The sequence below is a fragment of the Sinisalibacter aestuarii genome (assembly GCF_027923545.1).
Taxonomy (GTDB): Bacteria; Pseudomonadota; Alphaproteobacteria; order Rhodobacterales; family Rhodobacteraceae; genus Sinisalibacter; species Sinisalibacter aestuarii.
In genome coordinates this window covers 447,386-469,260 of sequence record NZ_BROH01000001.1, presented here as the reverse complement: position 1 = coordinate 469,260, position 21,875 = coordinate 447,386, and the positions used below count along the sequence as shown (strand labels likewise).

Sequence of the window (21,875 nt, the reverse complement as noted above, 5' to 3'; positions counted from 1 at the left end):
GTCAGGCCGGGCGCGTCGCCTGCATACTTTCGCGCTCGGCGAACACGGCAAACCAGTCGTCCAGCGCATCGCGGCCCTGGCGCCATTGCCGGTCGGCATGGCGGAAATCGAGATAGGCCAGCGCACAGCCCACCGCGATCACGCCCATATCCAACGGGCCCGCAAGATGGCTCATCCAGCGGTCGCTCAACGCATCGAGCGCATTCTCGATCTTGCCCCATTGGGCATCGAGCCAGCCGTGATCCTGCTTGTCGTCCGGGCGGCAGCGGCCCTCGTAGACCATGAGCACCGCCGCATCCATGATCCCGTCACCCGTGGCTTCCAGCGTAAGCGTCTCCCAGATATGGCTCGCGGGGTAGAAGCGCCCGCCGGCGCGCGTATCGAGGTAGCGGGTGATGACGCGGCTGTCATACAGCGTGCAGCCTTCGGGACGGATCAGCGCGGGGATCTTTTTCAGAGCATGGGCGGCAGCCACTTCGGTGGCCGGCGCCGTTGGGCTGGTGGCCACTTCCACCAGCTCCACGCTGTCGGACTCACCCAGCTCATGCAGAAGCACCCGGACCTTGCGCGCATAGGGCGATGCCGGGGCGAACAGCAATTGCATCATCTCAGACCCTCCGGAAGCGGACCCGCCCAAGGGCGCTGGCGTCGATCTCCAGGCCCGGCCCGTCGGCGCCGAAGCGGAACACCCGCCGCATCCGCCCGGTGGCGTTCACCTGTTCGGACTCCCGCCGCGCGGTCAGCCCTTCGGGGATATCGTCATGCGCATCCTCGGCGCGCTGGTCGCGCCGTCCGCGCTCGACCCGGCGGGCAAGCGTGTAGGTGGCAAGCGCCACGGTGCCGTAGCGCAACGCAATAGCAGTGATCGGAGCAAGGGGCAGAGGCATGTTATTCTCCTTTACATTGGGAGATTACGTTTGCTCATCCGATCTGTCCACATCCATCGGCGGGTCTTCCGGCAGGTGGCGCATCAGCGCCGAGAGCGCATCCAGCTCCTGGCCCTGGCCGCCGCCGACGGCATCGGCTGCCGCCAGCCGCACCGCCTCGGGTTTGTTCTGCGAGAGCTTCCAGGTGCCCGACACCTCTTCGATCACCAGCCGCACCGGCACGATGGCGCGCATCATCCGGCTGCGCAGATCGGGCGTCATCTTCTCCGCCCGCCACGGCGTTTTCGACGCAAGCGGCGCCTCGAAGCGCTCGGTCAACGTGTCGAGCACATCTTCCAGCCGCTCATCCGGCAACCGCTCCAGATGCCCGCGCAGTTGCACCGCCACATAATTCCATGTCGGCACCTGGTCGGGCACGCCATACCAATCGGGCGAGACATAGCCATCGGGGCCCGAAACCGTCAGCAGCGCGGGCAGGGGCTGACTCAGCACAGACATGAGCGGATTGGATCGCATCAGGTGCATGAGCACCGTCTCGCCGTCATCGGACAGCACAAACGGCACATGCACGGCGAGCGGGCCGATATTGCCGTTCACACTGACAACGCCAAAACCGCGTTCTCGCGCGAAATCAATATTGGCCGCCGGCGGGCGGCTTCGGAAAACAGGGTTCGGATGCATTCAGGTCTCCGGCGTTCCATCACACCATGGGTAGAAAATCAGAGCGTGCGCGCCACGTCTATGATTCGGCTCTGAGTTGCGCAACGTCACGGCCGGAAATCAGCGCCTCGACAATCTGCCCCTCGGGCTGATCGCTGGCGAAGACGACCTCGGCAAACTGCGCCGTGCGGCCCATCCGCGGGCTTTCCATCAGCACCGGGTGGCGTTTGCCGATCTGCTGATCGAGATGCCGGATGACCCGCGCCTCGCCCGCCGCGCGCAGCCGGCCGGCCCGTTCCCTGATCGCGCGGCCATGCACCTGCGGCATCCGTGCCGCCGGTGTGCCCTGACGCGGCGAATAGGGGAAGACGTGAAGCCATGTCAGCCCGCATTCCTCCACAAGTTTCAGCGAATTCTCGAAATGCGCCTCAGTCTCGGTCGGGAACCCGGCAATGATATCGGCGCCGAAGGTCATGTCGGGCCGCAGCCGCCGCGCCTCTTCGGTAAAGGCGATGGCATCTTCGCGCGAATGCCGCCGCTTCATCCGCTTCAGGATCAGGTTGTCGCCATGCTGCAGGCTGAGATGCAGATGCGGCATCAGGCGCGGCTCGGTGGCGATGGCCTGCATCAGATTGTCATCGGCCTCGATCGAGTCGATGGACGAAATGCGCAGCCGGGCAAGGTCCGGCACCAGCTTCAGAATGCGCATCACCAGATCGCCAAGGCGCGGCTCGCCCGGCAGATCGGCGCCCCAGGAAGTGAGGTCCACCCCCGTCAGCACCACCTCATTGTAGCCCGAGCCCACCAGCCGCCTGATCTGCTCCACCACCACGCCCGCCGGCACCGAACGCGAATTGCCCCGGCCATAGGGAATGATGCAAAAGGTGCAACGGTGATCGCAGCCGTTCTGAACCTGCACATAGGCCCGCGAGCGGGTGCCGAACCCGTCGATCAGATGCCCCGCCGTCTCAGTGACCGACATGATATCGTCCACCCGTACCCGCTCCGTCTCGCCGATCAGCCCGGCCCAGGTGGCGGGCGCCATCTTCTCGGCATTGCCGATCACCGCATCGACCTCGGCCATGCCGGCGAAGGTTTCGGGTTCGGTCTGCGCCGCGCAGCCGGTGACGATGAGCCTGGCGTCGGGGTTTTCCCGGCGCAGGCGGCGGATTTCCTGCCGCGCCTTGCGCACGGCTTCGGCGGTGACGGCGCAGGTATTGACCACCACGGCCCCTTCCACGCCGGCCTGCTGCGCCAGCGCTTTCATCGCTTCTGTTTCATAGGCGTTGAGGCGACAGCCCAGCGTCGCGAATATCGGCGGCTTCGCGGTCATCACAGCGAATCCAGAAAGGCTTGCGGGAGCACGGCATCGAACACATGCGCGGTCGGCCCCGTCATCCACACGCCGTCGTCGCGCCAGTCGAGCACCAGCCAGCCGCCATCGACCTCCATGCGCACCTTGCGGTCGGTCAGCCCCCGCTGGGCCGCCGCGACCGCCGTCGCGCAGGCACCGGAACCACAGGCAAGGGTGATGCCCGTGCCCCGCTCCCAAACCCGCATACGGATCTCGTCGCGCGCCCGGATCTCGGCGAATTCCACATTGGTACGGGCGGGAAACAGCGGGTCGGTCTCGATCCGCGGCCCGATCCCGGCCACATCCACCGCCTCAGCATCGTCGACGAAAAAGACCGCGTGCAGATTGCCCATCCCCACCGCCATCGGGTCGCCCGCCAGCGGCAGATGCGCCGGATCCACCTCGCCCGCCAGCGCCAGCTCATCGCGCGCAAGCTGCGGCTGGCCCATATTGACCGAAACCTCGCCCCCGGCGAGCCGCGCTTCCAGCACCCCGCGCACCGTGCGGATGGTCAGCGCCGTCTTGCCGGTCTGGTCCATCATGTAGCGCGCCACGCAGCGGGTCGCATTGCCGCACGCCTCCGCCCGGCTGCCATCGTTGTTCCAGAAATCCAGATCGACATCCGCCGTGTCGGAGCTGCGAATCTCGGCAAGCTGGTCAAAGCCGACACCCCGGTGCCGGTCGCCCAGGGCCTTCGCGAGCGGTGCGGTGACAACGGCATCCCGCCCCCGTGAATCGATGATCACGAAGTCATTCCCGGCCCCATGCCACTTCATGAAGGCAAGGCCCATATCGCCCAAGCTATCCGCCATAAGCCCGCATATACGCCCGCCCGGACGCATTTGCCAGCAGCACCGCGAAATCTTCGGTTTTTGGGCTTGACCCAGTGGGCGGGCGACGATACCTAGCCCTCCGCAGTGGGCCGTTAGCTCAGTTGGTAGAGCAACTGACTTTTAATCAGTGGGTCGCAGGTTCGAATCCTGCACGGCTCACCACTGAAATCAAGGGCTTAGCCGAAACCGGCTAAGCCCTTTGTCGTTTCTGGAGGCAATTTGGAGGCAGCCCACGAACACCTGCCTCCAATCGGCCGTCAATACCGTCGAACCTAGCGCTTGCAGGGCACTCCGGGACATCTCTGCCGAAACGCGCGCATCGCTGATCGCCAATGCCTTGGGCACCTCGGCAACGGCAGGACGTGATCCTTCCGTAACGACCTCGGAAAACCACATCCAAAATGTTGCCATATTGGGTTCGTAATAGCAGTTCACCCTGAGTACCTTTTTTGACGAGGAAATTAGATGTCCCGAAACAACCGCCTCAGCGGAATTGTGTTCCTTTTTTCAGTGCTTTCCACAACGCCAGCCTTTGCCGAAACCAATTATCACATTGAAATGGCAGCGCGTATCAATGTCGCTGAGAACATCTGCGATATCAACTTCGGTGACAGACTACTTCATCATGTGATGATGGGTGGCAGCGAACTCGGTCTCACCCTTGAGCAAGCCGCCATACGTGCCGACAGGCGTCACGAAGAAATCGTGCGGTACCTGAACCGGAACTCAAAATTGGATGAGTTCTGCAGGAATGCCCGACAAGGAAAGCTATGAGCCGACTTGTTCCTATATGAACCCGTACGCTGAGATCGTGGCACGGAAGAAGCGCCCGTCGCTGCAGACAGCGGGGGGAGAGTCGAAAAGGGCGCCATCCACGGCGCGTGAGGCATCGTGTTGAGACCCGCTCAACCACTAGACGTATGTTCGGGGCTTTCATCGAGACTCGCGTTGGGCCAATACTTGGAAAAGTGAATGGGAGTGGTGACTTGACCGGTACGACCGACAGAGCGGGTGATCTGGCTTTTGCAGCCGATCTTTTCAAGGCCGCCGACAAGCTACGTGGCAGCCTCGAACCTTCCGAGTACAAACATGTGGCGCTGGGCCTGATCTTTCTCAAATACATCTCCGACGCGTTCGAGGTACTGCACGCGAAGCTAGCCTCCATCAACGAGAGATCAGAGAACCGGCTTGGCCGGTTTTCTTTCGCCCTGCGAGTAACCAGAATTGGAGAGTCGAATGGCAGAGGCCATGACTCTCATCAAAATCCGACTTATGTTTTTCAGTGGGTTACAGAGGTGCTGTGGTCAACTATAGTGACTCGTCACACTGATCAACGTCAATCCGCTAAAACCGGGCCTGACCGCCGGACAGTTCGTCTGCCACGGATTGCCGCTATGCGCCCGCAACAACATCGAGATAATACCCCCAATGTCGGGTTTTCCTGACAAGACCCCGCAATGGATGCTGTCAGGAGACGCGCTCACACCAATTTACGATCCTCGACGAAGAATGGGGTGATCTGCTCCACAAAGTCAGCGCCGTGATCGCGCGTGCGCGCGCAGGCCTCGGACGCATAGGTCTGCGACGCTTCCTCCTTGTTCCGGAACCAGAATTCCACAATTCCGTCAACGGGGACCTCATCATGACCGACGCTCTCGGTTCCGGGATTATGGAAGCGGTCGACAACCAGGTTCTGCACATAGCCCAGAACATTGTCCCATTGGCTGACCAGCTCCGCATGCAAACCGAGCCATTCGTGTCGAAACTCTTCGGGGGAAACACCAGGCAGACGTTTCAACAACGAAATTCGCTTGATGTAGGGCCCGTCACCCAGTTCGATGGGTGTCACGATATGTTTCTCGCAGACGACAACCTTTACGTCATCGACAAAATCGACGTCGCGATAGACATCTTGTGCTTCCTGGCTGTCGAAAATCGCAGCGTTCATATCTTCGATCGAACGAAACTGGAGTTCCGCGATACCGTCCAGATTCAGCTCTCCGCTGGGCAGTATGGTCTCAAAATGCGATTTATCGACGACCGTATTCTGTATGTAACCCGTCAGTCTGGGCAGCCGGGAAGCGAGCGGCCCGTGAACGTTTTTCCAATGCTTGTCGAACTCTTCCGCCGAGAGGCCTGACTTCTTTTCCAGGAAGCCAAATCGCGAAATAATCATAGCGGTTTCCTTGCTTTTACGGGGTGTTCGGGGAGTCGCGTTGCGTCAGACTACACGGCGTTCTTCGACGAAATAGGGCGTCACTTCACCAAGAAACGTGCGCCCATGCACCTTGGCCTCAGCGACGATATCGCTGGCGTAAACGTCGGCCGCAACGTCCTTGTCGCGGTACCAGAACTCGACAATCCCATCGATCGGGACCGCATCGAAATCCACCTCGTCATTGCCGGAATTGTGGTATCTTCCCACTACGATGTTCTGAACGTATCCGAGCACGTCGGGCCATTGCCGGACCATGTCAGCGTGGACCTTCAGCCATTCGTGCCGGAACTCCTCAACCGATATGCCCGGCAGTCGCCGAATGAGCGACATTCGCTTGATGAAGGGGGCATCATTCCTATCAAACGGAATGACCACGTGCTTTTCACACGCCACGACCTTCACATCGTCAACGAAATCCGTGTCTTCATACAGCGCTCGTGACTGCGGGTTGTCGCCCACGGCCTCCTTCATCGAAGCCATATCGTCGAAAGCCAACTCGGAAATCCCATCGAGATCCCAGGCGCCGCGTGCGTACTCGATGCCGAACTGCTCCTTGTCCACGATCGTATTGTGATAATAGGCACGAAGGCCGGGCAATCTGGCGCCCAGGGGGCCGTGCACGTCGCGCCAATGATTGTCGAAATCTTCGAAAGACAAGTCTCTGTTTTTCACAAGTAGGCCAAATCGGCTGATCATCTTCTCTTACCTTCTGAGATTGGGGCACGGGGGCAGGCCACTGGCCTTGGCCAGATAAGAGCCTGCCTCCGTGCCCGCGTCGAACAGGGGTTCCAGGACTGAGCGTTCGTTACTCGGGGATCGCCTGAAGCTCCGTCCATTCCCCGGCTGTGGCCATGTAGTCGCGAATGGACGCCAAGGCTTCGGCGAACAGCTCGTCCTCGGCGGCTTGCTCGTCGAGCATTGCGTTGGCTTCCTGCCTCAGCACCCGAAGGACTTCATCCGGGAACCGGCGGATCTCGACCCCATGTTCGCGGAATTTGGCAATGGCCGCGGCCTGCGTGTCGATCTGATCGGCAAGCTGGTAGGTGACGTTTGCCTGGCAGGCCTGCTCAAGGTAGTTCTGCTGCTCAGGACCCATCTTGTCCCAGACATCGCCGTTCACGATGATCGAGTCCCAACCGGCGCCCTGATGCCAGCCCGGGAAATAGTAGTATTTCGCGACCTGCTCGAACCCCATCCCTTCGTCAACGGAGGGCATGGAGAGTTCGGCCGCATCCACCCGCCCGGTATCGAGGCTGAGATAGACTTCCCCTGCCGGGATAGCCTGAGTGTTCGCCCCGAGGCGTGCAAGCACCAGACCGCCGGGGCCGACAATGCGCATGGTGAGGCCCCTGAAATCCTCGGCCGAGTTGATTTCTTTGTTGTACCAGCCCCCCGCTTCCTGGATCACCAGGTGGCAGGGGATATAGCGGACGTTGAACGGATCATAGGCCTTCTGGATGATCTCCCGTCCGCCGCCGCGGTACATCCAACCCATCGAGATTTCAGGGCTGGGGCCGAAGGGAAGCGCCGCGAAGATCGTTGCGGCGGGGATTTGCTGGCTCCAATAGACGGCGGAGTCGAATGCCATGTCCAGAGCACCGGAACTGACGGCGCCGAACACCTCCGCCCCGGGCACGAAGTCGCCCACACCGTGCACCTCGATCTGCATCTCACCGCGCGACAGGCCTTCCACCAATTGGGCGACATGCTGAGGGCTCGGCCCAATCGAGGGAATATTCAATGCGAACTGGCTTTGGAGCGTATAGCTGTCCGCCGCCGCACCTGTCGCCGCAAGGGTTGCACCCAGGACTCCCGCCCCGGCCAGCGTCGCGGCTTTGCGGCCGAAGGACATGATCGCCCCCGCGCAGGTTTGCGCCGACAGGACGTCACGGAGCCTTTGGCGCGTATCGCCCACACGTTGGTCATTTGCCAGCACCGAATGCGGTACGTTTCTTCCAGTTGTATCTTCCAATTCATCCTCCCTTGACGTCGAAAGACTAATCTTTCTGTTAGCACATAGACGATTAAGAATTACCTATATTGCTAAGAAAAGGAATTATCCCATGACGAACAAATTTGCAACTATCGATTTTTGGGAAACGCCGTATTACGTTGGCATGACTCGCCATACAGACCCGGAAGGCGGCTGTTCGCGCGAACGGCAAGGCGCTAGCGTGGCGGAGGGTTGGCGGAGGCCTGTCGCACATTGTCGTGTTCAGCCCTCGCATGTTGGCGGGTCGGATCAACGAGAAAGCGATCCCAAAATAATATACTGATATGTAATGGTTATTTTTTCGCCGGGGCCACTCAGCCTGCGAGCGAAAGAGCAGGCTGCCATGAAGTCCGCGAAATGCGCGCGCACGTAATGTGTGGTTCCCCTCCGCCTCGAAGATCATCAGGCCGCAAAGCCCGACCCAGGTCCGTGGGCGAGATTTTGCGGGTGGCCCTCCATCGGATCTCGAATCAAGCATCCAGGCTGCCAGACGACGACCGAAAGGGCCTGCAACTCCGAACATGCTGATGGTCAGGGGAAGAAAGGGCAGAATCAGATCGCGGCGAACTGCATACCCGCATTTGTCTGCATTGATGTTAACTCCAGTTAGCACTTGAGTTAACGATAATCTAATCCGGAAGGCATACCGAAGGCAGGAAAAGCAGATGAGTGACAAGAAGAAAACACCGCGCGCGCAGCGCCGTAGCAACGCCTTAACGCCGAGGGTTTGCGAAATGCTGGTCGCCCTCGAGCGCTATCGCAATATGGGGGAGGCTGCCGCCGAACTCGACGTGTTGCAATCGGTGCTGTCCAGACAACTTGCCAATGTTGAAAAAAGCCTCGGGGTCAAGCTGTTCGCGCGCACCACAAGGTCAATCGAGCCCTCAGCGGAGGGCATGGCCCTGATTCGGCAGGCAGCACTAATCCTGGGCTGTCTGGACGAAGCACAAGCCGAGATTGCGGCACTCGGGCAAGGCATCAGCGGCCACATCCGGCTTGGTGTCGCATCGGTCGCCACTGCGGTGCTGGTGCCCCAGGCGCTTGCGGATTTCCGTCGTACCGGAGCCAATGTCGCGTTTTCAATCCGCGATGATACCGCTGATCGGCTTGTCGATGACCTGATGACCGGCAAGCTCGATGCCGCAGTCATGCGGCTTCCGACGGGCGGGCACTTCCAGTTCGAGAGCACCATACTCTACGACGAAAGAATCCGTGTCGTGTGCCGCGCAGAACACCCGCTGGCTGGCGAAAGCGACATAAGCTGGCACCGCCTTTCAAAGTTCGAATGGATACTGCCTTCGCCCGAAAACCACGCCCGAAAAGAGATCGAAATGCTTTTCGACAAGGCGGGCGTATGGTTCGAAGGCGGCATTCTTCAAACGCAATCGGTTCCCCTGATCATTGGCACGGTCAGCGCCTCGGATGCCATTTCGCCGCTGGCGGACAGGCTCGCGCGTCGATGTGAGACCACGGAAAGGTTCAAGATCCTCCCCGTCGAACTCCCGATCAGGATTCAGCCGGTCAGCGTCGTGTGGCGCAAGGATAGCTATCACTCCCCAGCCCTCAAGAACTTCATCTCCTCGCTGAAAAAGACGGCGAAGCGTATTGACCGGGCATCCCCGCAATAGGCGGGGGGTTGATCGCCGTGTTCTGCGAAGACTGGGGACCGATCTACGCCGGGATCAGACAACCTTGCGCGTTGTGACGAGAAAGGGCGTGATTTCGCTCAGGAAGTCCCGCGCATGTGCCAGCGTGTCCTGTACGATCTGGCTCTCGTTCGCCTCGGCGGCCTTTTCCTCGTTCTCGAACCAGATCTCGACGATCCCGTCGATCGGCACCTCTTCGGGACTGGCGCTCTCCACGGTCGACTTATGGAATCGGTCGATGACAAGGTTCTGATTGTATCCCAGGACGTTCGGCCACTTCCGCATCATCTCGGCATGCACGTCCAGCCATTCATGGCGGAAGGCTTCATCGCTCATCCCGGGTTTGCGCCGGATCAGCGTCATACGCTTCAGGCCGGGCTTTGCGTCCGGCGCCATCGGCACGATGACATGCCTCTCGCAGACCAGGATACGCATGTCAGACAGCAACAGCGCCAAATCCTCCTTGGCCAATTGGCCCGCATCCGACGCGAACGCCGCTTTCATGGTCTCATCGTCTTCGAAATCCAGCTCGGACAACCCGTCCAGGTCCCACGGACCAAGGATTGGATGATCTCCGCGCTCGATAACCGTATGGTGATAATAGGACTTCAACCCATCCAGCGCTGCCCCGAGCGGGCCGTGAATATCGCGCCAATGGCGGTCGAATTCTTCAGGTGTCATGTTCTCATTTCGCATCAACAGGCCAATTCGAGTGATCATCTTCGTGTCTCCTTGTAAGTTAGGTGGTCGCCTGACAATGGCGTGATTGCCGGGCCGCGCCGCGCGAAGGCTCGCGATAAGTGCGTCCCGGGAGGATTGGACTATTCACGTCCCGGCGCTATTGCATCACCCCTGGCAGGTGGAGGACGAGCTGTGGGAATGCGACAACGGCAATCAGCGCCACGATCTGGATGATCACGAAGGGAACGATACCCCGGTAGATCGTGCCGATGGGAATGGATGTATCGACGCCACGCAAATAGAACAGCGCATAGCCGAACGGCGGCGTGAGGAACGATGTCTGCAGGTTGACCGCAAGTGCGATGGTGAACCACAGCGTGATCTGCGACGGGGTCAAACCATGTCCGAATTCAAGGTTCGCAACGATAGGCGCCACGATCGGCACGACAACAAGGCTGATTTCGATCCAATCCAGGAAGAAGCCGAGGATGAAGATCAGTCCCATGACCACGGCCAGGGTCACATAGGGGCTGACATCCCCGAAATTGAACAGATCCTCGATCATCTGGTCGCCGCCCAGTTTTCGGAAGACCAGCGAGAAAACCGTGGCACCGATCATCACAAAGGCAACCATGCCTGTGGTCTTGGCCGTATCGAACACCGCCCGTTTGAGGCTCGCGAACGAGAGTTTGCCCGAGACGAGGGCCAGCAAGGTCGCGCCGGCCGCTCCGATGGCCGCTGATTCGGTCGGCGTCGCAACGCCTGCGATGATCGTCCCCAGAACCGAAAGGATCAGCAGCATGGGCGCGACAAGGTCTACGATGAGCGACATCACCACGCGCAACTTTGGAGCCGGATCACCCTGAGGCGGCGGCGGCATGCGTTTGGGCGCGAAGATCGCGGTCACAGCGATGTAGAGAAAGTACAGCCCCGCCAGGAGCAGCCCCGGATAGATCGCGCCCATGAACAGATCACCGATGGGAACGCGCAGTTGATCCCCCAGGATGATCAGCATGATCGACGGCGGAATGAGAATGCCGAGCGTTCCGGAGGCCGCGACAATGCCCGTCGCCATGCGCATGTCATAACCCGCTGACCGCATGGCGGGAAGGGCCATCATCCCCATCAGAACAACAGAAGCACCGATGATGCCGGTCGACGCCGCCATGATAACACCAATAATGGCCACGGCAAAGGCGTACCCGCCTGGCAATCGCCCTGCCAAGGCTGCAAGCGAGCGCATCAATCGTTCGGCGATGCCGGAACTTTCCAGCATAAGACCCATGAAGATGAACAACGGCACGGCCGCCAGGAGCCAGTTGGTGAGCGTGCCCGAGTAGATGCGCTGAACGCCCATCGACAGAAATACCATGGGCACGTCGGCGACCACCGCGAAGATGATACCAATACCCGCCAGCGCGAAGCCGACTGCATAGCCCGAGAACAGGGCAACGAACAGCGCGATCAGCATCGCACCCGGCCAGATGAAATCAGCTATCATGATGCGCTTCGACCTTGTGATATTCATTTGCGCGCAGATCGCGCAAGTTGCGCAGAATGCGCACGATTGCCGCCACGCCCAGCAGGGCGAACGCAATCGGAAGGGCTCCCTTGATCAGCCAGTAGGATTCCAGGCCGCCCTGAGTCGAGCCCTCACCCGTCCGAAACGAGGTCATGGCGAGCTTTGAGCCATACCAGACCGACAACATGCAGAAGGGCAGCAGCAGGAAGATATCTCCGATGAGCGAGATATAGGCGCGCGTGCGTGGTGACATTGTCACCGCCAGGAAATCCACCGTGACATGCCGGTCCTCGAAGTAGCTCCAGATGCCGCCGAACAGCACGATCAGAGCGAAGATGAACCACTGCATATCCAACATGCTGTTAACTGTCAGGGCCGCCCCGAACAGGGGAATGCGTCCCTCCCAGTCCAGCAGGACCGACCACCCCATGAAGGCAGCCGCCACCGAGACCAGGATTGCCAGGATCATAACGAGGATCAGCCAAGAGAAAATCTTCGCAGGCAGGCACAACAGGGCCTCCATACGATCCAGCAGTCGCGAAAATATTGATGTGTGATCAGACAAGAGTCCACCTCACAGAGCGATTGGAATGCGGATGGGCGCAATGGTCGGCGCCCATCCGGTCAGCATTTCCGTGATTATCGGTCTTCACGCGGCGGCAGGGCCTGCAGCTCGGTCCACTCGCCAACGGTTGCGACATAGGACTGAATCGATGCCAGCGCTTCGGCGAAGATTGGGTCTGTGGTCGCTTCTTCTTCCAGCACCTCTTCGGAGATGCGACGCAGTTCGTTCAGAACCTCGTCCGGGAAGCGGCGAATCTCGACGCCCGCCGCACGGATTTCCGCAATCGCTTCGGCCTGCGCGTTCACCATGTTGGCGAGGTTGAAGGAGATATTTGCCATGCAGGCCTGCTCAAGGATTTCCTGCTCTCGCTCGCTCATGTCCGCCCAGACGTCACCGTTGACGATGATCGAATTCCAAGAAGCAACCTGATGCCAGCCGGGGAAGTAGTAATACTTCGCGACCTTCTGGAAGCCCATGCCCGCGTCGAGCTGCGGCGTGCCGATCTCGGCGGAATCCAGGCGCCCGGTTTCCAGCCCGAGATAGATCTCGCCGGCCGGGACCACCTGTGTGTTTGCCCCGGCCCGGGCCAGTACCTTGCCGCCAAGACCGGCAATGCGCATGTTCAGGCCTTTGAAATCTTCGATCGTATTGATTTCCTTGTTGAACCAGCCGCCCGATTCCGAAATCGGCACGTGGCACGGGATGTAGCGTACGTTGAACGGGTCGTAGGCCTTCTGGATAATTTCCCGGCCACCGCCGTAGAACATCCAGGCCAGTGTAACATCCGGGGAAGGACCGAACGGCATCGCCGCCACGATTGATGCAACCGGGATTTGCTGCGCCCAATAGCCAACCCAGTCATACCCCATGTCGAGCGCACCGGAACTGACCGCGCCGAAGAGCTCGAAGGGCGGCACAAACTCGCCCGCGCCATGCACGGAAATCGTCATGTCACCATCCGTCATCAGTGACACGAGGTTCGCGAAGTTCTGCGGAGCCGGGCCAAGCGACGGCAAGTTCAGCGGAAAGACGCTTTGCAGCGTATAATTATCCGCATAGCCGACGCCGGTCGACAAGACAACGGCGGTTGCCGCAGCCAAAACTTTCTTGGTCTTCATTTGCACTCCTCCCATGAGCTCTCTTCCTGCGGCCGTCGCTCGCCGGTCCCTCAGAGCCGCCTCGCCCCTCAAGCGAGTGGCGCTCTGCCCCTCCACTCTGATCCGGCACGGAACAACAGCCATTGTTGGCTTTGCTGCTAATTACTCTTGTCGGTTACGGTAATAGTAGGGTTAGCTTATGTCGAATGCATTTGCAATAATAAATTGGCTTGATGCGCGGTTACGTCATGCGCAATATGCCGGGCGAATTCGAGGTATCTCGGCCCGGCCAGGCACACTGCCCCCCAACGCCGAGCGAGCGGCAGCGCGGTTTGGTTTGGGGCCACCGCGACGGGTGCGGCAGCACTTCCGCTCGATGTCGGTCGAGGCGTCGGCACGCGCGGCGGCAAGCCTCGCATCAGCCGGAAGCGGAGCCCCGGCTGGTGCCACGCTCGGGTCTCGGATGCACGCATGGGGTCGGATCGCCGCCCCGCAAAAAGAAAACGCCGGAATGCTCTTCCGGCGTTTCCCAATTCTGCGTGAGCATCCTTCGCCCTAGCTGTAGTAGTCGGGCGCCGTTTTGAAGTTCTTCAGGTTCACCTCGTCATGACCATAGAAGACCTTCGCATTCATCTGCTCGCAAAGCCGCCGGGCTTTCCGCATCGAGCGGAACCAGGCATCTTGATCCCGGAGTCCCCAGCCCGGCGGAACCAGATCGTCAAAGTTCTCGCGGAAGACGCATTGGTCCGACGTGAAATAAACCGGCCCCGTCTCGGGCAGTTCCAGCATCATGCCCATGAGGCCCTTTGCGTGGCCGGGGGTCAGATAGAGCGTCATGCCCTGGAAGATTTCGAGCGTGTCATCCGACAACGGCTGCCAGTTCTGATCGAACGTCAGATAGTCAGGCAGGTAATTGCCGTAATCCTCGCGCGAAGCGACCGCGTAAAACGCGTGCCGCAGTTCGGATTCATGCACATAGATCGGCACACCGGAATCCTTGAAGTGGTGCAGGCCGCCGGCATGGTCGAGATGCAGGTGACTCAGGACCACAGCCTTCACATCGGCGATGTCGTTCCCCGTCTTGGAAATCGCCCGGTCGAGCCGATTTTCGTCGGTATATTCGACCCAGGGGAATGCATCGGTAAAGGCAGGACCCCAGGCCTTCACCGGGTCGGGCGCCGGTCCGCAATCGTAGAGCACCAGTCCAACATCCGGGTGCTCGATCAGCATCGCGAACATCTTCAGTTCGCGACGCACGTTATACGGATTCGGCTCCGACACACGCGACGTATTCGCCCCTTGCAGAAACCACCCCAGATCCCCCTCGGTCGCTCCGAGCCGCAGAATCCATAATTTCGTGCCGTCTGGTGCAACCGCCATTCGTACCTCCGTTTCCGACGTTTCCAGTTTTACTAGGCAAGTTTAGGCGTATATTTGGCTAACACATTTGTCTATATCTAATTCATGTGAGACATTATCAGGCAATCTGCCGCGGTTGGAAAAAGCGGCGTGATCTCCTACGGAAAGACGCAGGCGCACTCCTCCATCCGCGCCAGCGTATCGCTCGGATACAACTCTGCCGCGATGTACTTATCCAGAAACCAGAACTCGGCGATGCCGTCGACCGGCGCTCCGCTCCTGCCGGGCCGGTGAGCGCGGCGGGTGCCGGGTCACGAAGCACTCAAACCTTCCTGCATGGTAAGGTTTTCTCTCCCCGACCAAGTGACGCAGGCAATCGGCCGGATTGTTGATCTCCGTCAAGGCGACAAACACGTTCAAAGATCAGAATGTGAGTGTACAACAACAAACTGGCCCGACTCAGTTCACTTGAGGGGTGCTGTCAGCTTTGGTGGTTATGTTTCGGGCTCATTCGGCAAGCGGGGCCCCCGCGCCTCGCAGGAGGGGAACATGGCCTTTGATGCAAAATTCAGGAATTATCTTGAGACGACCAACCTGACCCACAAGGGTGTGTCGATCGGTGTCGATGACATCGCCACCGTTCCGGGCTTGGATATGTCATCATCGCTGGAGGGGGATGCGGCTCTGGCCGGGACGCAGGAGCTGCATTTTCTTCGCAAACTGGGCACGGCCGGCGATCTGCCGGGGAGCCTGACCATCGCCGACCGGGGCGACGACTGGCAGCTTGAAGAGCCGCCGGACGATGCCGCCCGCAGCGACGGCGAAGATACCGATCTGACCGAAGGCCCGGACATGTTCCAGGGCCTTTTTTATGTGCCGACAGCCAGTGCGCCAACCGCGCTTGACGCCGCGGTGCCGAACGCCCCGGTAGCCGATCTGCACAACATGATCACCGCCGCGGCGGCCCGGTTCGGCGCGCAATTCGCGGATGCCACCGCCAGCGCCGATATCTACGGCACGATGCCGCAAGCGGCCGATCCCGCCCCACGCGGCAGCGGTCAGCATCGCCGGGCCGGGCATGGCGCCGAAGCCACGGATGATGGTGACCCAGACGACGCGCCAGAGGCGGCAGCCGATCTGGCACAGGTTTCGCCGTTCCTCGCTGCCGCGGCACCCGCGCTGGCGGTTGCCGTCGCGGCCGACTTGCCCGAGGCGGCCCCCGCGGAAAGCGGCGAGCCGATCGGCGTGAGTTTCCGTTCGGAAAAGCACGTCTTCTCGGTCAATGACATTCTTGGCGACTATAACGGCACCACCGTCGCGATGGATCCGACGATCCTCGATGACAGCGGGCTGAACGACTATGTCGACAAGGACGGCACCGTTCTGAAACCGATCGACAGCACCTTCGGCTTCTATGTCGAAGACTTCATCGGTGCGGCCGACAAGGTGCGCGATTACGACTACGCCGAAGGCTGGGCGGCCGACATCCTGAACAGTACGGGCGAGGTCAGCGGCCTCGCGCTGCACAATGCGGCAACCGACACCTTCACCTCCGGCCAGCCGCTCGGCACCTGGGCCGCCGGCCTTGGCGGCAATTCGGTCAAAGCCTCGACGGAGCATTACGACGTGATGGCGTCGCTCCTGTCGGATCAGGCCTATGCCGAAGACCCCGACGCGCTCTACACGCTCGACAACGATCTTCGGATCATCGACCTTGAGCGCAATGAGGATACCGGCGACTTCGAGCCGGGCGTGCTCAACGACCTCTATGTCGACGAGCTGACCGATGCTCTCGAAGCGGCAATTGCCGCGAAGAACGGTGGCGCCGATCCGCTGCCTGAACTGGATTTCGACCGCGATGGCGTGCTCGACACCTATGCCGTCGGCACCGTCACCCAGATGGTGGACGGCGTGGAACAGCAGGTTGCCGCCGTCGATCTGGGCGGTGAGGGCAATTACGATGTGATCGACAGCCATCTCAACGGCTTCGACGTTGCCGATGTAACCGATCTGCTCCAACCCAATGAAAGCACCACCACCTATGACATCGCCGTGGGCGACGATTATTCGGTGACGCTGAAAGACGATGGAAAACTGCTCTATCGCTGGGGCACGATCATCAAGCGGCCGAACGATATCCGCATGGACATCAAGCTCGACCTGCCTGACGAGTGGAAAAGCGATGTCAGCAGCCTTAACGATGGTCTCGGCTACAAGGTGACCCGCGCGGAACTGGTGATTACGCACGACATCACCAACAACCCGAACGATCAGGTCCGCCCGGAAGATTACGAGAACGAAGATGCGACGGGCCGCAAGCCCGCCTATTACATCGTAACCGACCCGGACGACGCGACCAATGAACTCTGGGTCAGCCCGGTCGACGCCTATGGCGGCGATAACAGCTTCCTGCCGAGCTACTTCAAACTCACCGATTCCGGCGAGATCGACATGGCAGCGGGCGGCACCGCGGTTTACTTCCCCGACGGCACCCTCGCCGGTTATCGCAACGAAGATGCGGGCGGAAACCCGATCGGAACCGTGCTGCGTGACATGTCTCTGGTGGTCGCGAACGCGGCTGCGGAACTCGAATTCGAGTCGGAAGACCTGACGGATGGCTACACCAACGACTGGTTCATCACGATGGACCGCGATCCGTTCGAATGGTCCTATGACAAATATGCCGACGATCCGTATCGGCAGGTTTTCGTGGGCTTCGCCAGCAGCGAAGAGGCTCTGGCCGCGGGCTATACCGAAGATCAACTGGTCTCCGGTCCGCGCTGGCGCCTGACCGCCAACAAGTTCGGCCAGGACATTCCGGGGGTGGAAATCCCCGAGATGGACAACAGCCAGCCGCCCTTCCAGCACGACAATATCGGCTATCCGGTCGGTGAAACCGTGACGACGACGCTGAACCTGCTGGACTGGGATGGCGACTCGCCGCTGGGCTATTCCAGCGGCTGGACCATGATCGACCCGACCCGGCTCGATGAAAACGGCGACGGCGTCATTGACGACGGGTGGAGCCAGGTGAACGGCACGCTCGGCGCGGGCGATACCCTGCCGACCGATCCGATCCTGTTCGCGGTCTCGCCGAACGGTCAGTCGCTGACCGCCGACTTCTTCGATGTGTCGTTCTATCTCAAAGGCGACCGGCAGGATTCGGCCAAGCTCTATGATGTGCAGCTGATCCTCGAATACGAAGCGGATCCGGCGACCGTCGAGGTCTACGATTATGGCGATGCGCCGAACGATGGCGATACCAGCTTCTACCAATACGGCGATGCCGCCGATCAGGAGGCCGCGCGGGCGCAGATCCTGGCCGGCTTCTTCCTCGGTGCGCCGGTCGATGGCGAAACGGTTCTGGCGCCGGATATCGACGCGGAATTCGCGCCGCTCACCGATCTCTATGCGCTGGGCGACGATCTGTCGAACGAAGATGACGAAGGCAACGCGATCACCTTCCTCACGCCGCTCCTGGCGGGTCAGGAAGCGTTCCTCGACGTTTCGGCCTCGGTCGCGGCGGGCGGGCTGGAAACCGGCTATCTGTCGGCCTGGTTCGACCTCGACGGCGACGGTATCTGGGATGACGAAGAACAGGTGCTCGATGCCGTGGCGCTTGCCGATGGCAGCAACCTTGTCAGTTTCACCATGCCGGATTACGTGGCGGCCAATCTTGCGGATGATCAGGTCTATGCCCGGTTCATCCTCAGCGACACCGCTACCGGCGTTGGCGCCTATCGCACCGAAGGGGCCGAGGACTTCCACGGCGAAGTGGAAGATTACCTCGTGCAGTTCTCCGATCCGTATGACGATCTGCTGCGCCGCCGGAGCGCGAACTGGTCGGCCACCCATTCGGATGGTGACGCGTTCGAACCCGACTTCTTCGGCCGGTCACCCGCGACCGACTGGGAAAAAGCGGTGGTCGGCGATCTGAACGGCGACGGCGTTGACGATGTCGCCGGCTATGCCGGTGGCCTCTGGCGCGCCGGGATCACCACCTACAGCCTCAACATGGTCGATGGCGAACTGAACACCGACGACCCGGTCAACTGGCGGTTCGACTACCAGGTGCTCGACAGAACGATGCCGGCGCCCTCCAACGTCAGCGAGATCTGGGCGCTCGACTTCAACGGTGACAGCACCGACGAAGTGGTGTTCCGCAGCTCCGCCCAGGTCTGGGTGCTCTCGGCAGACGGCAGCTTCCCGGTTGAAGGCAAGACGGTCTATATGTCGGCCAATACCCACCGCGATGTGCTTGTCGGCGACTTCGACGGCGATGGCGGCGGCGAACTGGCCGGCCTGAAGATCGGCACCGGCGGGCTCGCGGATACCTGGTGGGTGGTCGACTACGACGACACCACCGGGACCATCGGCAAGAGCGCGTGGCAGGGTGCATGGCAACCGGACGATTACGACCTCGTTGCCGGCGACTTCAACGGTGACGGCATGGATGACGTGGCTGGCCGCGACGGCGATGGCCGCTGGATGGTGAGCCTGTCGGACGGCGACAGCTTCTCGACCGGCAAATCCTGGGGCAACTTCCGCTGGGCCGAACTCGTCGGCGCCGGTGACCTGACCGGCGATGGCGCGGACGATCTGGTGCTGTACAACCACGGCACCGGCCGGCTGATCGTGGGCGTTGCCCAACCCGATGGCGAGAGCTTCTCGTTCGAACGTTGGGGCACGCTGTATAAAGGCGCGGAATGGGTTGACCTCAACCTTGGCGACTTCAACGGCGATGGCCTGATCGACTTCGCCGGGCGCCGCACCGACCTTGGCCGCTGGACCGTGATGGAATCCAACGGCACCGGGTTTGACCGCGACTTCTACGGCACCTGGGACGAAGACGTGAACTGGCAAAACGTGATGGTCGGCAACTTCGACAGCGTCGCCTCGATCGTTTCGGACATCCCGGTGCTGGTCGCCGCCGATGCGGAAGACGATGCCCATGGCGGCAGCGGCACGCCGCCGCCGGAAATCCCGACGCCTGCGGACGTGGCCCTGATCACCACGCCTGACTACCGTGTCTCGCACGTGTTCAGCACCGCCGATATCTCCGGCGGGTTCGATGGCGCGATGCAGGGCACCGATGGTGGCATCGTTGACTTCGGCGCCACGCCGAACACCACCAAGGACGGCATCAGCCTGTATCCGATCGACAGCGAATTCGGCTTCCACGTCACCGATTTCATCGGCGCGGAAGACAAGGTTCGCGACGGCGAATACACCGAAGGCTGGGCCGGCGATCTGCTCGGCGAGGGCGGTGAGCAACTTGGCCTGCTGGTCGGCGATGCCCGCACCGATACGCTGCAAACCCCGAACCTGTTGGGGACGTGGCTTGTCGGTATGGGTGGCTCGGCGGTGAAAGCCTCGACCGAGCATTATGCGGTCATGCAGGAGATCCTGTCGGATCAGGCCTTCCCGGAAGATCCCGACGCCCTGCTGCCGCTCGATGACGATCTGCGGATCATCGACTATCAGGTCGATGATACCGGGATGCCGGTCCTCGACGGCGACGGCAACATGCAGGCCGACGCGATGCACGGCTACTACGTCAAGGAACTCGTCGACGCGCTCCATAACGCCGAGACGGGCGAGACCACCGCGATTGACTTCGACCGCGATGGCGTGGCCGACGACTATGCCGCCTTCATGGGCGCGATGGAGATCGACGGCACGCTTCGCAACGTGGCGATGGTCGACCTCGGCGCTGACGGCTCGATCGACTACTATGATCGCGGCCTGAACGGCTTTGGCGAATACGGCCTGGCGGATATCCTCGAACCGAACGAAAGCTCGGTGATCCAGGATATCGCGGTGAGCGACGATTATTCGGTCACGCTGAAGGACGACGGCAAGCTGCTCTATCGTTGGGGTAACCTGATGAAACGGCCGAACGACGTGCGTGTGAACGTCACGATGGATCTGCCGGACGAGTGGAAGGAGGACGCCGATAACGGTCTGCTCAAACTGTTCCGGGTCACCGGAGCCGAGCTGGTGGTGAACCATACGGTCACCAACAACCCGAACGATCAGATCCGTCCGGAAGACTTCGAAAACGAGGCGGCCATCGGACAATTGCCGAGCTACACGATCGTGGCGCTCGACGGCGACGATTATCAGTGGGTCTCTACTGACGGCTACTATGCCGGCGACGGCACCTGGTATCCGGCGGGCACGGTGCTGCGCGATACCACGCTGATCGACGAACTCGACGGCAAGCTGATCGACTATATCGGCGCCACCTCGGCCGACCTCGACGACGGCTTCACCAACGCCTGGTACACCACCATGGATCGCGAGCCCTTCGTGGCCGTGGTCGACGATGGCGAATACGTGATCGGTCCGCGGTGGCGGCTGCAGCCTGACAAATACGGTCAGGACCTGCCGAGCGTCGTGATCCCGCAGGATCCGTCCGACGAGCTGCCGGTGACCAATGGCGAAGCCAAGTACGAAGTCGGCGTCGACACCACGACCGTGATCAACCTCCTCGATTGGGACGGTGTCTCGCCGCTGACCCTCAGCGCCGGTTGGATGACCGGGGCCGGGACGGTGTCGGATAACGGCCTGAACATGACCGAGGACTTCGACGTTTCGTTCTACATCAAAGGCGACATCAACCCGGTGACGCTTTACGATGTTGAACTGGTCATGAACTACGAGGAAGTCTCGGTCTTCGACGCCTATGTCGATATCGAAGGCGGCGACGGCGACGATGTGCTCGTCGGCCAGGGTGGCAACACCTTCACCGGCGGCGACGGCGCCGATTTGTTCGTCCTCGGCTATGGCAGCGAGGTGCCGGGCCAATTCGGCAGCAACACGATCGAAGACTTCTCCGACGAAGATGCCATCGGCCTGATCGGCTACGACCTCGACCCGGACAATTACAACATCCACCTGACCCAGGAGGATGCGGGCGACGATCTCGTGCTGCGGTACAATGGCATCGAGATCGCGATGCTGCTCGGGTTCACCGATCTGCTCGAAGCCGACAACTTCTACTTCGCATAATGTACCCCCCGCGCCGGGGCCCTCACCCCGGCGCCCCTTCTGCCAG

General features: G+C 60.9%; 17 protein-coding genes and 1 tRNA gene. 5 read left to right on the top strand and 13 right to left on the bottom strand.

Going from position 1 to position 21,875, the window contains the following annotated elements; translation table 11 throughout:
- Position 1 precedes the first annotated feature (1 nt).
- From QMG28_RS02330 to dapF, 5 genes are read right to left on the bottom strand one after another with little or no spacing between them, the layout of a single operon-like run.
- Entirely contained in the window at positions 2-604 is a 603-nt protein-coding gene (locus QMG28_RS02330) for a glutathione S-transferase (RefSeq protein WP_281841048.1), read from the bottom strand.
- Between the two features lie 4 nt (positions 605-608).
- Positions 609-887, bottom strand: a complete 279-nt coding sequence (locus tag QMG28_RS02325) for a hypothetical protein (protein WP_281840554.1) — start codon at positions 885-887, stop codon at positions 609-611.
- A 24-nt stretch (positions 888-911) separates the two neighbouring features.
- Positions 912-1,568 (bottom strand): FMN-binding negative transcriptional regulator, encoded by a 657-nt coding sequence (locus QMG28_RS02320; RefSeq protein ID WP_281840553.1) that lies wholly within the window; start codon positions 1,566-1,568, stop codon positions 912-914.
- A 58-nt stretch (positions 1,569-1,626) separates the two neighbouring features.
- Entirely contained in the window at positions 1,627-2,880 is a 1,254-nt protein-coding gene (gene mtaB, locus QMG28_RS02315; protein WP_281840552.1) for a tRNA (N(6)-L-threonylcarbamoyladenosine(37)-C(2))-methylthiotransferase MtaB, read from the bottom strand.
- A complete protein-coding gene (gene dapF, locus QMG28_RS02310) occupies positions 2,880-3,713 on the bottom strand; it encodes a diaminopimelate epimerase (RefSeq protein WP_281840551.1) in 834 nt (277 codons plus the stop codon). The genes mtaB and dapF overlap by 1 nt, the downstream gene beginning before the upstream one ends.
- Positions 3,714-3,820: 107 nt before the next feature.
- On the opposite strand from dapF, the gene QMG28_RS02305 reads away from it, so the two are divergent.
- The 3 genes from QMG28_RS02305 to QMG28_RS02295 all read left to right on the top strand — a co-directional run bounded on the left by QMG28_RS02305 (position 3,821) and on the right by QMG28_RS02295 (position 5,179).
- Positions 3,821-3,896: transfer RNA gene (locus QMG28_RS02305), tRNA-Lys, on the top strand.
- Positions 3,897-4,199: 303 nt separating this feature from the next.
- Complete coding sequence (locus QMG28_RS02300) at positions 4,200-4,508, top strand: hypothetical protein (RefSeq protein WP_281840550.1); 309 nt, start codon at positions 4,200-4,202, stop codon at positions 4,506-4,508.
- Between the two features lie 212 nt (positions 4,509-4,720).
- Positions 4,721-5,179, top strand: coding sequence for a type I restriction-modification system subunit M N-terminal domain-containing protein (locus QMG28_RS02295; protein WP_281840549.1), 459 nt, complete (start codon positions 4,721-4,723; stop codon positions 5,177-5,179).
- 35 nt (positions 5,180-5,214) lie between these two features.
- Here the strand turns inward: QMG28_RS02295 and QMG28_RS02290 are convergent, their stop codons facing one another.
- The 3 genes from QMG28_RS02290 to QMG28_RS02280 form a co-directional block, all read right to left on the bottom strand.
- The gene (locus tag QMG28_RS02290) at positions 5,215-5,910 is read right to left on the bottom strand and encodes an EthD domain-containing protein (protein WP_281840548.1); all 696 of its coding nucleotides are present in this window, start codon (positions 5,908-5,910) and stop codon (positions 5,215-5,217) included.
- A 45-nt stretch (positions 5,911-5,955) separates the two neighbouring features.
- Complete coding sequence (locus QMG28_RS02285) at positions 5,956-6,648, bottom strand: EthD domain-containing protein (RefSeq protein ID WP_281840547.1); 693 nt, start codon at positions 6,646-6,648, stop codon at positions 5,956-5,958.
- A gap of 109 nt (positions 6,649-6,757) precedes the next feature.
- The gene (locus tag QMG28_RS02280; protein ID WP_281840546.1) at positions 6,758-7,924 is read right to left on the bottom strand and encodes a TRAP transporter substrate-binding protein; all 1,167 of its coding nucleotides are present in this window, start codon (positions 7,922-7,924) and stop codon (positions 6,758-6,760) included.
- 686 nt (positions 7,925-8,610) lie between these two features.
- Between QMG28_RS02280 and QMG28_RS02275 the strand changes: the two genes are divergently transcribed.
- Positions 8,611-9,573 (top strand): LysR family transcriptional regulator, encoded by a 963-nt coding sequence (locus tag QMG28_RS02275; protein WP_281840545.1) that lies wholly within the window; start codon positions 8,611-8,613, stop codon positions 9,571-9,573.
- A gap of 54 nt (positions 9,574-9,627) precedes the next feature.
- Here QMG28_RS02275 and QMG28_RS02270 read toward each other — a convergent pair whose 3' ends face one another.
- The 5 genes from QMG28_RS02270 to QMG28_RS02250 form a co-directional block, all read right to left on the bottom strand.
- Positions 9,628-10,311: an EthD domain-containing protein gene (locus tag QMG28_RS02270; RefSeq protein ID WP_281840544.1), complete on the bottom strand. Its 684-nt coding sequence runs from the start codon at positions 10,309-10,311 to the stop codon at positions 9,628-9,630.
- A 118-nt stretch (positions 10,312-10,429) separates the two neighbouring features.
- A complete protein-coding gene (locus QMG28_RS02265; protein WP_281840543.1) occupies positions 10,430-11,773 on the bottom strand; it encodes a TRAP transporter large permease in 1,344 nt (447 codons plus the stop codon).
- Positions 11,763-12,263 (bottom strand): TRAP transporter small permease subunit, encoded by a 501-nt coding sequence (locus tag QMG28_RS02260; RefSeq protein WP_281840542.1) that lies wholly within the window; start codon positions 12,261-12,263, stop codon positions 11,763-11,765. Before QMG28_RS02260 ends, QMG28_RS02265 begins: the two co-directional genes overlap by 11 nt.
- A gap of 170 nt (positions 12,264-12,433) precedes the next feature.
- Positions 12,434-13,477 (bottom strand): TRAP transporter substrate-binding protein, encoded by a 1,044-nt coding sequence (locus QMG28_RS02255; RefSeq protein WP_281840541.1) that lies wholly within the window; start codon positions 13,475-13,477, stop codon positions 12,434-12,436.
- Positions 13,478-14,011: 534 nt separating this feature from the next.
- Entirely contained in the window at positions 14,012-14,836 is an 825-nt protein-coding gene (locus tag QMG28_RS02250) for an N-acyl homoserine lactonase family protein (RefSeq protein ID WP_281840540.1), read from the bottom strand.
- 528 nt (positions 14,837-15,364) lie between these two features.
- Here QMG28_RS02250 and QMG28_RS02245 point away from each other — a divergent pair.
- On the top strand, positions 15,365-21,829 hold the full coding sequence (locus QMG28_RS02245) for a GEVED domain-containing protein (protein WP_281840539.1): 6,465 nt from the start codon (positions 15,365-15,367) through the stop codon (positions 21,827-21,829).
- The last annotated feature ends 46 nt before the right edge of the window (positions 21,830-21,875 follow it).

Bases quoted from the DNA above. Each gene is read 5' to 3' on its own strand.
- QMG28_RS02325 (WP_281840554.1), bottom strand. From the start codon at position 887: ATGCCTCTGCCCCTTGCTCCGATCACTGCTATTGCGTTGCGCTACGGC.
- QMG28_RS02250 (WP_281840540.1), bottom strand. From the start codon at position 14,836: ATGGCGGTTGCACCAGACGGCACGAAATTATGGATTCTGCGGCTCGGA.
- mtaB (WP_281840552.1), bottom strand. From the start codon at position 2,880: ATGACCGCGAAGCCGCCGATATTCGCGACGCTGGGCTGTCGCCTCAAC.
- QMG28_RS02260 (WP_281840542.1), bottom strand. From the start codon at position 12,263: ATGATCCTGGCAATCCTGGTCTCGGTGGCGGCTGCCTTCATGGGGTGG.
- QMG28_RS02330 (WP_281841048.1), bottom strand. From the start codon at position 604: ATGCAATTGCTGTTCGCCCCGGCATCGCCCTATGCGCGCAAGGTCCGG.
- dapF (WP_281840551.1), bottom strand. From the start codon at position 3,713: ATGGCGGATAGCTTGGGCGATATGGGCCTTGCCTTCATGAAGTGGCAT.
- QMG28_RS02320 (WP_281840553.1), bottom strand. From the start codon at position 1,568: ATGCATCCGAACCCTGTTTTCCGAAGCCGCCCGCCGGCGGCCAATATT.
- QMG28_RS02245 (WP_281840539.1), top strand. From the start codon at position 15,365: ATGGCCTTTGATGCAAAATTCAGGAATTATCTTGAGACGACCAACCTG.
- QMG28_RS02300 (WP_281840550.1), top strand. From the start codon at position 4,200: ATGTCCCGAAACAACCGCCTCAGCGGAATTGTGTTCCTTTTTTCAGTG.
- QMG28_RS02290 (WP_281840548.1), bottom strand. From the start codon at position 5,910: ATGATTATTTCGCGATTTGGCTTCCTGGAAAAGAAGTCAGGCCTCTCG.
- QMG28_RS02275 (WP_281840545.1), top strand. From the start codon at position 8,611: ATGAGTGACAAGAAGAAAACACCGCGCGCGCAGCGCCGTAGCAACGCC.
- QMG28_RS02285 (WP_281840547.1), bottom strand. From the start codon at position 6,648: ATGATCAGCCGATTTGGCCTACTTGTGAAAAACAGAGACTTGTCTTTC.
- QMG28_RS02255 (WP_281840541.1), bottom strand. From the start codon at position 13,477: ATGAAGACCAAGAAAGTTTTGGCTGCGGCAACCGCCGTTGTCTTGTCG.
- QMG28_RS02265 (WP_281840543.1), bottom strand. From the start codon at position 11,773: ATGATAGCTGATTTCATCTGGCCGGGTGCGATGCTGATCGCGCTGTTC.
- QMG28_RS02270 (WP_281840544.1), bottom strand. From the start codon at position 10,311: ATGATCACTCGAATTGGCCTGTTGATGCGAAATGAGAACATGACACCT.